The following is a 13621-nucleotide window of genomic DNA, read 5'->3' as shown; positions in this document are numbered from 1 at the left end:
GGGCGGCGTTCACCACTCGATGCCCTTCTGCCCCTTCTGCCCCGCGTCCATCGGGTGCTTGACCTTCGTCATGTCGGTGACCAGATCGGCGAGTTCGACCAGCGCCTCGGGCGCGTTCCGCCCGGTGATCACGACATGCTGGGTCCCCGGCCGGTCCCGCAGCACGCGCACGACCTCGTCGGTGTCCACCCAGCCCCAATGCATCGGGTACGCGAACTCGTCCAGCACGTACAGCTGGTACGTCTGCGCCGCCAGGTCCCGCTTGACCTGCTCCCAGCCCTCGCGCGCCGCGTCCTCGTTGGAAAGCTGCTTGTCGCGCTGCACCCAGGACCAGCCCTCGCCCATCTTGTGCCAGGCCACCGAGCCGCCCTCGCCGCTCGCCCCCAGCACCTTCAGCGCGTGCTCCTCGCCGACCTTCCACTTCGCCGACTTGACGAACTGGAACACCCCGATCGGCCAGCCCTGCGTCCAGCCGCGCAGCGCGAGCCCGAAGGCGGCCGTCGACTTGCCCTTGCCGACGCCCGTGTGGACGACGACGAGCGGGCGGTTACGGCGCTGCCGGGTGGTGAGCCCGTCGTCCGGCACCACGGCCGGCTGTCCCTGTGGCATCAGGCCACCCTCCTGTGTCCGCCGGAAGCGACCTGTACGTCCCTGACCAGCCCCGCGATGCTGTCCGCGCGCAATTCGTCGAGCGTGACGGCCGTACCGCCCAGCTCGCCCGCGAGCGCGCCCGCGAGACCGAGCCGTACCGGCCCCGACTCGCAGTCCACGACCACCGACGCGATGCCCTCGGCGGCGTGCAGCCGCGCCGCGCGCGTCCCCAGCGCCACCGGATCGGGTCCGCCGGTCGCCCGCCCGTCCGTGACCACGACGAGCAGCGGACGCCGCGCGGGATCGCGCATCCGTTCCACCCGCAGCACGTCGTGCGCCTTCAACAGCCCGGCGGACAGCGGGGTGCGCCCGCCGGTGGGCAGGGTCTCCAGCCGTACGGCCGCCGCGTCGACGGACGAGGTCGGCGGCAGCGCCACCGTCGCGTCCTTCCCACGGAAGGTGATCAGCCCGACCTTGTCGCGCCGCTGGTACGCGTCCAGGAGCAGCGACAGCACCGCGCCCTTCACCGCCGACATGCGCTGCCGCGCGGCCATCGACCCGGAGGCGTCCACCACGAAGAGCACCAGATTGCCCTCACGGCCCTCGCGGGTCGCCTGCCGCAGGTCGTCCCGCCGCACCACCAGCCCGCGCCCCGAACGCCCGCGTGCCCGCTGGTGCGGGGCGGCGGCCTGGACGGTGGCCGCCAAGTGCAGCTTGGTGAGCGCCCCTTGGGGTCGCCGTGACCCGGTCGTCCGCCCGTGTTCGGTCCGGGCCCGGGAGCGCCGCCCGGCGGCACCCTCGCCGATCCCCGGCACGCTCAGCACCTTCGTACGGAAGGGCTCGGCGGCCCGTACGGCGGACTGCTCACCGCCCCCGGCGGGCCTGGCTCCCTGCGCCTCCTCGGGCTCCTCGGGCCGCGCGGGGGAGTCCTGCGGGGCCTCCGGAGGCCCGTCCTGGGGCGACTGCCCGCCACCCCCGGGCCCGTCCGGGTCCGGATCGTCGTCCGGGGAGTCGTCCCGGTCGCCGTCACCGTCGCCGTCCCCGCCGCCGAACTCCTCCAGCGTGTCGTCCAGCTTCTCCTCGTCCAGCCCCGGCGCGTCGAAGGGATTGCGCCTCCGACGGTGGGGGAGCGCCAGCAGCGCCGCCTGCCGTACGTCCTCGGCCAGTACGACCGTGCGCCCCGCCCACGCGGCGAGCGTCGTCGCCGTCCGCGCCATCACGATGTCGGCGCGCATGCCGTCCACCTCGAACGCGGCGCACGTCGCCGCGATCTGCCGCAGGGCGGCGTCCCCGAGGCGTACCTCCGGCAGCAGCGCCCGCGCGGCCACGATGCGCGCCCGCAGTTCGTTCTCCTCCTCGGCCCAGCGCGCGGCGAACGCGGTGGGGTCGTCGTCGTAGGCGAGCCTGCGCCGTACGACCTCCACCCGCAGATCGGGCTCGCGCGACGCGGCGACCTCGACGGTCAGCCCGAACCGGTCGAGCAACTGCGGTCGCAGCTCGCCCTCTTCGGGGTTCATCGTCCCGACGAGCAGGAAGCGGGAGGCGTGCCGTACGGAGACACCCTCGCGTTCTACGTAGGAGGCGCCCATCGCGGCGGCGTCCAACAGAAGGTCCACCAGGTGGTCGTGGAGGAGGTTGACCTCGTCGACGTACAGCAAGCCCCGGTGCGCGTCGGCGAGCAGCCCCGGTTCGAAGGCCTTCACGCCCTCGGCCAGTGCCCGCTCGATGTCGAGCGCGCCGACCAGCCGGTCCTCGGAGGCGCCGACGGGCAGTTCGACCATCCGCGCGGGGCGCGCCGCGCCGGAGCCCGCCTCGTGCGGCCCGTCGGGACACGCCGGGTCGGGAGCGGCCGGATCGCACGAGAACCGGCACCCGACGACGACGGATACCTCCGGTACGAGAACCGAAAGGGCACGCACGGCCGTGCTCTTCGCAGTGCCTTTCTCGCCGCGTACCAGCACACCGCCCACGGCGGGGGACACGGCGTTGAGCAGCAGCGCGAGCCGCAGATCGTCCTGCCCGACGATCGCGGTGAAGGGGTACGGCGTACTCACAGTGCCTCCAAGGCATGGATCAGCGTGTTCGGCAGGTCCGGAGCCGGCGGGCCGGCAATCAGCGGGCCGGGAATCAACGGGCCCGCAGTCGGCAGTCCCGCGGCCCGAGCGCTTCGAGCGGCCCGAACGGCCCCAGTGCTTCGAGCCGTCATTCGCCGCCCCCCTCCAGATCGCCCTCCAGCTCCAGATACGTCGCCCGCAGCCGCTCCAGCGTCTGCTCGTCCGGCTCCGCCCACAGCCCCCGCTCCGCCGCCTCCAGCAGCCGCTCCGTGATCCCCCGCAACGCCCACGGGTTGGACTGCCGCATGAACTCCTGGTTCTCCGGCGCGAAGACGTACTCGGCCGACAACTTCTCGTACATCCAGTCGTCCACGACCCCGGCCGTCGCGTCGTACCCGAACAGGTAGTCCACGGTCGCCGCCATCTCGAACGCGCCCTTGTAGCCGTGCCGTCGCATCGCCGCCATCCAGCGCGGGTTGACCACCCGCGCCCGGAACACCCGGTGCGTCTCCTCGCCGAGCGTGCGCGTCTTGATCTGGTCCGGCGTCGCGCTGTCACCCACGTACGCCTCGGGCGACTCGCCCGTCAGATGCCGCACCATCGCGACCATGCCGCCGTGGTACTGGAAGTAGTCGTCCGCGTCGACCAGATCGTGCTCCCGCGTGTCGACATTCTTCGCCGCCACCTTGATCCGCCGGAACGCCGTCTCCATGTCGCCGCGCGCCGCGCGCCCCTCCAGCCCGCGCCCGTACGCGTAACCGCCCCACACCGCGTACACCTCGGCGAGGTCGGCGTCGGACTGCCAGTTCCGCGCGTCGATCAGCGGCAGCAGGCCCGCCCCGTACGCGCCCGGCTTCGACCCGAAGATCCGCGCGGTGGCCCGGCGCCGGTCGCCGTGCTCCGCCGTGTCCTGATCGGCGTGCGCCCGTACGTAGTTGGCGTCGGCCGGCTCGTCCAGCTCCGCCACCGCCCGTACCGCGTCGTCGATCAGTCCCACCACATGCGGGAAGGCGTCGCGGAAGAAGCCCGAGATCCGCACCGTCACATCGATCCGGGGCCGGCCCAGCTCCGCCGCCGGCACGATCTCGAAGCCGCTGACCCGCCGCGACGCGTCGTCCCACACCGGCCGGCAGCCCAGCAGCGCCAGGATCTCGGCGATGTCGTCGCCCTGGGTGCGCATCGCGGACGTGCCCCAGACGGTCAGGCCCACCGACGCCGGGTAGGCGCCGGTGTCGGCCAGATACCGGGCGACCAGCGAGTCGGCGAGCGCCTGGCCGACCTCCCAGGACAGGCGTGACGGAATGGCCTTGGGGTCGACGGAGTAGAAGTTGCGGCCGGTCGGCAGGACGTTGACGAGCCCGCGCGTCGGCGACCCGGACGGGCCCGCCGGGACGAAGCCGCCGTTCAGCGCGCGCAGGATGTTGTCGATCTCGTCCGTCGTACGGGCCAGCCTCGGCACGACCTCCGTACAGGCGAAGCCCAGCACGGCCACCGCGGACGGCAGTTGGTGCCCCAGCACCTCACCGACCAGGGGGGCCGCCGCCGACAGCTCCCATCCCTGCTCCTCCATGCCCTCGGCGAGCCGCCGGCAGAGCTGCTCCAGCAGATCGATGGCGTCCGCCGCCGACCGCGCCGGGCCCGCCACCAGGTCTGTCAGCTCGACCGGCACCTTCACCGGGGCGCCGGGCTCGCCCAGCAGTTCCTTCTCGACCAGCCCGAAGTGCTCGGCGAGCGCGGCCCGCAGACCCGGCAGCGCGTTCGCCGTGCCGCCCCAGACCTGCGAGGCGCGCAGTACGGCGAGCACCAGGTTGACCCGGGCCCCGCCCTCGGGGCCGCCGCCGAGAATATGCAGGCCGTCCCTGATCTGGACGTCCTTGATCTCGCAGAGATAGCCGTCGACATGCATGACGAACGAGTCGAAGTCGTCGTCGCCCGGCTGCTCGTCCACATGCAGGTCGTGGTGGAGTTCGGCGGCCTTGACGAGCGTCCAGATCTGGGCGCGCACGGTCGGCGCCTTCGTCGGGTCGAGATCGCTGACCAGCGCGTACTCGTCGAGCAGTTGCTCCAGTTTGGCCAGGTCCCCGTAGGTGTCGGCGCGTGCCATCGGCGGCACCAGATGGTCCACGACCGTGGCGTGGCCGCGCCGCTTGGCCTGGGTGCCCTCGCCGGGGTCGTTGACGATGAACGGGTAGATCAGCGGCAGTTCGCCGAGCACCGCGTCCGGGCCGCAGCCCGCCGACAGGCCGAGGCCCTTGCCGGGCAGCCACTCCATCGTGCCGTGCTTGCCCATGTGGATGATCGCGTCCGCGCCGAAGCCGTTCCGGTCGGCGGCCGTCTCCAGCCAGCGGTACGCCGCCATGTAGTGGTGCGACGGCGGCATGTCCGGGTCGTGGTAGATCGCGATCGGGTTCTCGCCGAAGCCGCGTGGCGGCTGGATCATCACGACGACATTCCCGAACCGCAGCGACGCCAGCACGATGGCGTCGCCGTCCACGTAGAGCGAGCCCGGCGGCTCGCCCCAGTGCTCCAGCATGCTCGCGCGCAGTCCCGGCTCCAGCTTGTCGAACCAGGCGCGGTAGTCGGCCAGCGGCACCCGCGCGGGCGCCACCGCCAACTGCTCCTCCGTCAGCCACTCCACGTCGTGGCCACCGGCGTTGATGAGCCTGTGGATCAGCTCGTCGCCGTTGTCGGGGTGCGCGTCCGCACCGTCCCCCACCGCGTAACCGGCGTCGCGCAGGGCGTCCAGCACCCGCACGGCGGAGGCGGGGGTGTCGAGGCCGACCGCGTTCCCGACGCGTGAGTGCTTCGTCGGGTACGCGGTGAAGACCACGGCCAGCTTCTTCTCCGCGTTCGGCTTGTGCGCCAGCCGGGCGTGCCTGACCGCGATCCCGGCCACCCGGCCGGCCCGCTCGGGGTCGGCGACATAGACGGGGACCCCGTCCGGGCCCTCCTCCTTGAAGGAGAACGGGACGGTGATCAGCCGCCCGTCGAACTCCGGGATCGCGACCTGCATCGCCGCGTCCATGGGGGACAGCGCGGCGTCCGACGCGTCCCACGCCGCCCGTGACGAGGTCAGACAGAGCCCTTGCAGGACCGGCACGTCCAGATCGGCCAGCGCCCCGATGTCCCACGCCTCCTCGTCGCCGCCCGCCGACGCGTCCGAGGCGACGGTGCCGCCGGCCGCCAGCACGGTCGCGATCAGGGTGTCCGCCGAGCCGAGCCGTTCGTAGAGGGCGGGATCGGCGCCGCGCAGCGAACCGCAGTACACCGGAAGGGCGTTGGCGCCCCGCTCCTCGATCCGGTCGCACAGCACGTCCACGAAGGAGGTGTTCCCCGACAGCTGGTGCGCGCGGTAGAAGAGGACCCCGACCGTCGGTCGTCCTTCCACGAAGGCGCGCTCGCCGTGCACCCCCCACTCGGGCATGGCGCGCGGCGCCTCGAACCCCTCGCCGGTCAGCAGCACGGTGTCGGAGAGGAACCGCGCCAGCTCCGCGAGATTCTCCGGCCCGCCCTCGACCAGATAGCGCAGCGCCTCGGCCACCACACCGGCGGGCGCCGACGAGTCGGCCATCAGCTCCGCGTCCGGTACGGACTCGCCGCCCAGCAGCACGGTGGGTATGCCGGACGCGGCGAGCGCGGCGAGACCGTCCTCCCAGGCGCGTTTGCCGCCCAGGAGACGTACGACGGCGATCCGGGCCCCCGCGATCAGCGCGGGCAGGTCGTCGGTGGCGTCGACGCGCGTCGGGTTGCCGATCACGTACGGCGCCCCGGAGGCGCGGGCCGCCAGCAGATCCGTATCGGCGGTGGACAACAACAGCACGGTCGGCGAAGGGCTGTTGACTGGCACGGTGGTCATGGCGCTCCAGGTGCGATGAAGGGAAGTCCTGACGGGGCGCCCGACTCGATCAGCCGCAGCAGCGCGTCCGTGTCCGCGTGTTCTTCGATCAGATCGCCGAGGAGGTCGAGCTGCTCCTCGCGGAGGGTGGCGAAAGACGTGTCCGGGGCGGGGACGAAGCGGCGTCCGGCCGCCGCGGCGACCTCGCGCAGGAACGCGCGCCGGAAGCCGTCGCTCTCCAGCGAGCCGTGCCAGTGCGTCCCCCACACCGGCCCGGCGCGTGTGCCGTCCAGCCGGCGGCCACCGCCGTCGACCAGGAACGGATCGCCGCCTTCCACCGAAGCGACGCCGTGGTGGATCTCGTACCCCTCGACGCGCTCGCCCAGCGCCTCGCCGACGGGCCGCGCCAGTGTCTTCTCGCGGGCGAACTCGACGCGTACGGGCAGCAGTCCGAGCCCGTCGACCGAGCCGGCGCGGGACTCGACATCGTCCTCGATGTGCTCGCCGAGCAGCTGGTAGCCGCCGCAGATCCCGAGGACGGGGCGGCCCTCGGCGGCGCGCCGCGACAGCGCGTCCGCCAGCCCGCGCTCGCGCAGCCAGGCCAGGGCCCGCACCGTGCCGCGCGTACCGGGCACGATCACCAGGTCCGCGTCCCCGATCTCGTCGGGGCGGTCCACGAACCGCACCACCACGCCCGGTTCGGCCGCCAGCGCGTCCACGTCCGTGAAGTTGGACATCAGCGGCACCGCGCAGACCGCGACCCGCAGGACGTCCTCTCCGTGCGGAGGAGCCACCACCGACTCGCGTACGGCGCCGCGCAGGGACACCCGCAGACCGTCCTCCTCGTCGATACCCAGTCCGTGCCGGAAGGGCAGCACGCCGTACGTGGCGCGGCCGGTCAGCCCGCGCAGCATCTCCAGGCCCGGCTCCAGCAGCGACACGTCGCCCCGGAACTTGTTGACGAGATAGCCCGAGACCAGCGTCTGGTCCTCGGGGCTCAGCAGCGCCGTCGTACCGAAGAAGGACGCGAAGACGCCGCCCCGGTCGATGTCGCCGACCACGACGACGGGCAGCCGGGCGGCCCGCGCGACGCCCATGTTCACGATGTCGGTACGCCGCAGATTGATCTCCGCCGGGCTGCCGGCGCCCTCGCAGATCACCGCGTCGTACGTGCTCCGCAACTCCTGGAGACAGTCCACGACGGTGCCCAGCAGGGTCTCCTGACGTCCGGGCCCCGCGCCGTCGCCGTGGTAGCCGCGGGCGCTCAGCTCACCCACCGGCCGCCCCATCAGCACCACTTGACTGCTGCGGTCGCTGCCCGGCTTGAGCAGGACGGGATTCATCAGCGCCGTCGGCTCGACGCGCGCCGCCTGTGCCTGCATCGCCTGGGCCCGGCCGATCTCGGCGCCCTCGCGCGTCACGAACGAGTTCAGCGACATGTTCTGCCCCTTGAAGGGAGCCACCTTCACGCCCCGGCGTACGAGCCAGCGGCAGATCCCCGCCGTGACGACGCTCTTCCCCGCGTCGGAGGTGGTGCCGGCGACCAGCAGCCCGCCCCCGAGCCCTTGTCGGCCGCTCATCGGACCCTCCTCCTCAGGAGGCGGCCGGCCAGCAGCCGCCCGGCCACGCAGACGCCGAGCGCCAGCACGCCCACCCGGCGCGACAGTTCGACCGCCCGCTCGATGTCGGCCACCTCGACCGGCCGGCCGCCGCCGTTCAGCACCGGCCGGTGCTCGACCCGTCCGCCGTACGCGAGGGTGCCGCCGAGCCGTACACCCAGCGCGCCCGCGAACGCCGCTTCCACCGGGCCCGCGTTGGGGCTCGGATGGCGGCCCGCGTCGCGCCGTACGGCCGCCAGCGCCCGCGCGGGCGCCCCGCCCGCCACGGCGGCCAGCGCGGCCGTCAGCCGGGCTCCCGGCCAGCCCGCCACGTCGTCCAGCCGCGCGGACGCCCAGCCGAAGCGCAGATGGCGCGGCGAACGGTGCCCGACCATCGCGTCCAGCGTGTTGACGGCGCGGAACGCGGCCAGCCCCGGCACCCCGCCGAACGCGCCCCAGACCAGGGCCCCCACGACGGCGTCCGAGGTGTTCTCCGCGACGGACTCCACGACGGCGCGCGCGATCTCCCGCTCGTCGAGATGCTGCGGGTCCCGTCCGCACAGATGCGGCAGCCGCTCCCGTGCGGCCTCCACGTCCCCGGCCGCCAGCGCGCCGCCGACGGCGCGCGCCTCACGCCCCAGCGACGTACCGCCGAGCACGGTCCAGGTGACGGCGGCGGTCAGGGCCACGGACGCGGCGGTACGGTTCCGCAGCCCGCGCGCCACGAGTGCCGCCGCCCCGGCCGTACCCCCGGCACACACCACGGCGTACAGCGCGCCCCAGCCCCGGTGGTCACGCCACAGCAGACGCTCGACGGTGCCCGCTGCCCGCCCGAAGGCGGCGACCGGATGGCCGCGCCGGGGATCGCCGAAGCACCGGTCGGCGAGCAGACCGGCGGCGGCGCCGTACGCGAAAACGCTTCCCTGGGCCGGTACTTCGCGGCCCGCCGAATACTCGGCACGCATCGCTCAGCCCGCCGTTACGCCTCGGGAAGCTCTCGGGGTTCTCGTACTCGAAGGACGCGAAGGACGCGAAGGAGTCGACGGACTCGAAGGACGCGACGGACTCGGAGGTCTCGAAGGCAGGGACGCGACAGCTGAACCGCAGCCGGGCATGGCGATGTGTCCTCACTCAGGGTCCGCGCCCTGGTTCGACGTGATGCGGCGACAAGAGTTCCTGGCTCCCGGAGACATGGCTGTCTCCGGTCACAGTGGCGGGACCGCGCCGGATTCGCACCGGCTTCCTCTCGCTGTCGCCGTATGGGCCTCGGCAGTCCACCACGCGTGCGAATCCCCGTCAACCAGGCTTTGACCTGCGGCGGGGCAGTGTGCTGAGACCCACACGCCACGGGCCGCGAAACCGAGAAGGCGCTCTGCGGATATCGCAGTTGGTTCTATGGAACTCAACCGATCGCGTTGTTCTTGGTTGAATCGATGTCGAATCCCTTGCTGAACGAACGCGATCAACCAAGAATCCGCAGCTGTCGAACGCGACGGCCGGGACCCCGCCCGCCGGTACCGGCAGCCGGGGAGCGGCACAAGGCGGGCCGGGCGGTGCGCGAACTGGGCTGACCGGGACACGACGGAGGGGGCGGCCCGTATGGCACGGGCCACCCCCTCGGCGTGTGCCGGATGAGACGTCGGGTCAGGCGACGATCAGATAGATCCCGTACGACACGGCCGCCAGGCACAGGGCGAAGCAGACGTACGCGCCGGTGCGGGCGACCGCGACGGAGCCGGTGCCCCTGGCCGCCGTACCGCCCTCGGCGGATGCCGCGCCCTTCGAGAGCCCGACGATGCCCAGGGTGAACAGGCCCACCAGAGCGACGGTCGCCACGAGGCTGACGCCGAAGACGGAGCCGAGCGCCGCCCAGTCGATGTTCATGCTTGAAAGTGTCCTTCGCTTCGTCGGGCCGTTGAGGTCGCGCCGTGCCGTTGGTGCCGGGACGCCGATGTCAGACGGTCGCGGGGCGGGCCGGTTCGGCGGTCGGGTCCGTGGGGCCCGGCGCCGGGGCCGGGATGGTCGCCGCGATCTCCGACGACGGACCGCCCACCGGGGGCGGGGTGACGGCGGCGACGGCGGCGGTCACGATGCCCGCGGGCTCCGCGGCCTCGGCGGAGCCGTCCGCCTCGTTGACGTTGGTGTGGTCGACCGGCCGGCGGCGCGAGGCGAACCAGATGACCGCCGACAGCGAGATGAGCAGCGCGGCCGTGACGCCGATGCCCCACGGGCCCTGCTTGGTCAGGAACTCGGCGCCCGCCGCGACCAGACCGGCGGCCGGCAGGGTCAGACCCCAGGCGACGAACATCCGGGTGGCGGTCGACCAGCGGACTACCCCGCCCTTGCGGCCGAGCCCCGCGCCCATCACGGCGCCGGAGCAGGACTGGGTGGTGGAGAGCGAGAAGCCCAGGTGCGACGAGGCGAGGATGACGGTTGCCGCGCTGGTCTGGGCGGCGAAGCCCTGCTGCGGGCGGAGGTCGGTGAGGCCCTTGCCCATGGTGCGGATGATGCGCCAGCCGCCGAGGTAGGTGCCCAGCGCGATCGCGACACCGGCGGAGACGATGACCCACATCGGCGGGTTGGAGCCGGGGGCGAGGACGCCGCCGGTGACCAGCGCGAGGGTGATGACACCCATCGTCTTCTGCGCGTCGTTGGTGCCGTGGGCGAGGGACACGAGGCCGGCCGACGCGATCTGTCCCGCGCGGTAGCCCTTCGCCGTGTCCTTCTCGGCCGTGTGGCGGCCGATGCGGTACGTCAGCCGGGTGGCGAGCATCGCGGCCAGCCCGGCGACGAGCGGCGCGGCGAGCGCGGGGAGCAGGACCTTGGTGACGACGACGCCGCCGTTGACACCGGAGGTGCCGACGGACATCAGCGTGGCGCCGATGAGACCGCCGAAGAGGGCGTGGGAGGAGCTGGACGGAAGTCCGAGCAGCCAGGTGAACAGGTTCCACAGGATGGCGCCGACGAGCGCCGCGAAGATCACTTCGGTTCTGATGCCCTGTTCGTTGATGAGCCCGCCGGAGATGGTCTTGGCGACCTCGACCGACAGGAACGCGCCGACGAGATTGAGCACGGCGGACATGGCCACCGCGGTCTTGGGTTTGAGGGCGCCGGTCGAGATGGTCGTCGCCATCGCGTTGGCGGTGTCGTGGAAACCGTTCGTGAAATCGAACACAAGAGCTGTCACGATCACGATCGCGAGCAGCAGCGTGAGGTGTTCCATTTACCCAGGCAATCGTTTGACGTCATCGGCCGTTCAGGAACGTAGGGATGTTGAGTGAACGGAAGATGAACTGAGGCAGGCGTTGCGGTGTCTCTCGTCGGGGGGTGATCGATCCGCCGGTGAACTGCGCGGTGACCGGCGGAGTTTCGAGAGGGCCCCCGGATTCCGCCTGCCCCTTGCGGCGCCCGGCCCCGGACCGTTCCCCGGCCTCTTTCCGGCCCCTTCCGGGCGGCCTCGGAGACCCGGTCGCCGGCGGTCCGGCGGCAGGGAGAGATATCGCTCAAACGTGGGTCCCGCCAATCCCTTCACGTCACCTGGCAGGATCGCCGCATGACGGAAACCGGACACGCCGACGGACACGCGAACGGGCAGTCGATCGAACAGGCGTGGCGGGACCTCGTCGCCACCGCCCGTCGCAGCGCGGCCGACGGACTGGTCGTCGGCACCTCGGGCAATGTGTCCGTACGCGTCGGAGAGCTGGTCCTCGTCACGCCGAGCGGAGTGCCGTACGACCGGCTGACGCCCGGGGACACCGTCGCGGTGGACCTCGAAGGCCGCCAGGTGATCGGCCGCCTCAAGCCCACCAGCGAGCTGCCGATGCATCTGGAGGTCTACCGGAACGCGGACGCCGGCGCCGTGGTCCACACCCACGCCGTGCACGCCACCGCGGTCTCGACCCTCGTGCCCGAACTCCCGCTGATCCATTACATGGCCGCGGACTTCGGCGGTCCGGTCCGGGTCGCCCCGTACGCGATGTACGGCACCGACGCCCTGGCCGGGAACATGGTGCGCGCGCTGCGCGACCGCACGGGCTGTCTCCTCCAGAACCACGGCACCGTCACCTACGCCGGCACCCTGGACAAGGCGTACGACCGCACGGCCCAGCTGGAGTGGATGTGCCGCCTCTGGCTCACCGCCTCCGCCGTCCCCGGCCACACGCCCAGTCTGCTCTCCCGGCAGCAGGTACGGGACGTCGAGGAGCAGCTCAAGGGCTACGGCCAGCGCGGCTGACCGACGCGCGGCCCCGCCGCCCACGGCACCGGCGTGCCGCCGGGAGACGCCCGCGCCGCCCCGAGCCACCCCCGACGGTCACCCCGGACGCCCGCTCCGCTGGCCGTACCGCCCATCCGTACCGACACTGGGGGAATGCGCCCGGCCAGAGCGACGGCAGCAGCCGTCACCACAGTGATCGGTGTCGGCACGGCCGCTGTGGCGGCCGGCCGGTACGCCAGCGACGCCGCGCTCAAGGCGCCCCCCAGACGGCCACTGCCCGGCGACCCACGGCTCACCGTGCACGCCACCGCCGCCGGCCGGGTCACCCTCACCCGCTGCCTCGCCTCGCTGCGCCCCGGCACCTACGGGCTGGAGTCCTCCGACGTCCAGGCCGTCGTCGGCCCGGTCCTCGATGACGTACCGCACCCCGCCGACACGGTCGTCCGCAGGCTGGAACGGGTCAGCGCGGGCACCCTCGCCGCCGGCAGCCGCGTCCGGCTCACCCCCCGGCTGCACCACGGCGACCCCGCCACCGCGCTCGGCATCGAGTACGACCAGGTGGAGATCCCCGGCGAACTCGGCACGCTGCCCGGCTGGTTCGTGCCCGGCAGCCGGGACACCTGGGTGATCACCGCGCACGGCCTCGGCGCCACCCCGGAGCACCCCATGAACGTCCTGGAGTTCCTGGTGGACCAGCAGCTCCCGGTCCTGAACCTGGCCTACCGGGGCGACCACGGCGCCCCGCGCTCCCCGGACGGCCTCGGTCACCTCGGCGACTCCGAATGGCGCGACCTCGACGCCGCGATCCGCTTCGCCGTCCGGGGCGGCGCCGAACACGTCGTCCTGTACGGCTGGTCCATCGGCGCCACGATGGCCCTGCACGCCGCCGCGAGGTCCGGACAGCGGGACCGGATCACCGGGCTCGTCCTGGACAGCCCGGTCCTCGACTGGGAGAGGACCCTGCGCGCCCTGGCCACCGCCCGCCGCACCCCGGGCCCCCTGCTGCCCCTCGCCGTACGCGCGGCGCAGGGCCGCACCGGACTGCGCGGCGGCCGGCTGCCCGTGGTCGCCGATCCGGGCACCCTCCAGGTCCCGACGCTGATCATCCACGGCCCCGACGACGTCCTGGCCCCCTGGTACCCCTCCCGCGAACTCGCCGCGCGCCGCCCCGAGCTGATCGAGCTGCACACCGTCTCGGACGCCCCGCACGGCGCCATGTGGAACGCCGACCCCACCGGTTACGAGGAGGCGCTCCGCCGCTTCCTCACCCCCCTCATGTAACCCGCCGTCCTCCTGTCCCACCCCCGCACGCCATGCTCGCGCGGTA

The 13621-nt window shown here is 72.9% G+C and carries 9 protein-coding genes and 1 riboswitch; of the genes, 2 read left to right on the top strand and 7 right to left on the bottom strand.

Going from position 1 to position 13621, the window contains the following annotated elements; all coding sequences use genetic code 11:
* Positions 1–9 precede the first annotated feature (9 nt).
* The 7 genes from cobO to ACFYNU_RS12965 form a co-directional block, all read right to left on the bottom strand.
* Positions 10–609, bottom strand: a complete 600-nt coding sequence (gene cobO, locus ACFYNU_RS12995; protein ID WP_356586098.1) for a cob(I)yrinic acid a,c-diamide adenosyltransferase — start codon at positions 607–609, stop codon at positions 10–12.
* Positions 609–2645 carry a putative cobaltochelatase gene (locus ACFYNU_RS12990; protein WP_356586100.1) on the bottom strand — a complete coding sequence of 679 codons (2037 nt, stop codon included), beginning with the start codon at positions 2643–2645 and terminating at the stop codon, positions 609–611. The genes cobO and ACFYNU_RS12990 overlap by 1 nt, the downstream gene beginning before the upstream one ends.
* A 148-nt stretch (positions 2646–2793) precedes the next feature.
* Positions 2794–6501: a cobaltochelatase subunit CobN gene (gene cobN / locus ACFYNU_RS12985; protein WP_356586102.1), complete on the bottom strand. Its 3708-nt coding sequence runs from the start codon at positions 6499–6501 to the stop codon at positions 2794–2796.
* A complete protein-coding gene (locus tag ACFYNU_RS12980; protein WP_356586104.1) occupies positions 6498–8060 on the bottom strand; it encodes a cobyric acid synthase in 1563 nt (520 codons plus the stop codon). Before ACFYNU_RS12980 ends, cobN begins: the two co-directional genes overlap by 4 nt.
* A complete protein-coding gene (locus ACFYNU_RS12975) occupies positions 8057–9043 on the bottom strand; it encodes a cobalamin biosynthesis protein (protein WP_356586106.1) in 987 nt (328 codons plus the stop codon). Before ACFYNU_RS12975 ends, ACFYNU_RS12980 begins: the two co-directional genes overlap by 4 nt.
* A 205-nt stretch (positions 9044–9248) precedes the next feature.
* Positions 9249–9325: riboswitch (cobalamin riboswitch) on the bottom strand.
* Positions 9326–9722: 397 nt separating this feature from the next.
* Positions 9723–9962: a hypothetical protein gene (locus ACFYNU_RS12970; RefSeq protein WP_356586108.1), complete on the bottom strand. Its 240-nt coding sequence runs from the start codon at positions 9960–9962 to the stop codon at positions 9723–9725.
* Positions 9963–10032: 70 nt separating this feature from the next.
* Positions 10033–11301, bottom strand: a complete 1269-nt coding sequence (locus tag ACFYNU_RS12965) for an inorganic phosphate transporter (protein WP_356586110.1) — start codon at positions 11299–11301, stop codon at positions 10033–10035.
* A gap of 330 nt (positions 11302–11631) precedes the next feature.
* Between ACFYNU_RS12965 and ACFYNU_RS12960 the strand changes: the two genes are divergently transcribed.
* Positions 11632–12312: a class II aldolase/adducin family protein gene (locus ACFYNU_RS12960; RefSeq protein WP_356586112.1), complete on the top strand. Its 681-nt coding sequence runs from the start codon at positions 11632–11634 to the stop codon at positions 12310–12312.
* 135 nt (positions 12313–12447) lie between these two features.
* A complete protein-coding gene (locus tag ACFYNU_RS12955; protein ID WP_356586114.1) occupies positions 12448–13575 on the top strand; it encodes a serine aminopeptidase domain-containing protein in 1128 nt (375 codons plus the stop codon).
* The last annotated feature ends 46 nt before the right edge of the window (positions 13576–13621 follow it).

The sequence above is a fragment of the Streptomyces sp. NPDC006643 genome (assembly GCF_042870175.1).
Lineage (GTDB): Bacteria > Actinomycetota > Actinomycetes > Streptomycetales > Streptomycetaceae > Streptomyces.
This window is presented reverse-complemented; position numbering and strand designations above follow the sequence as displayed.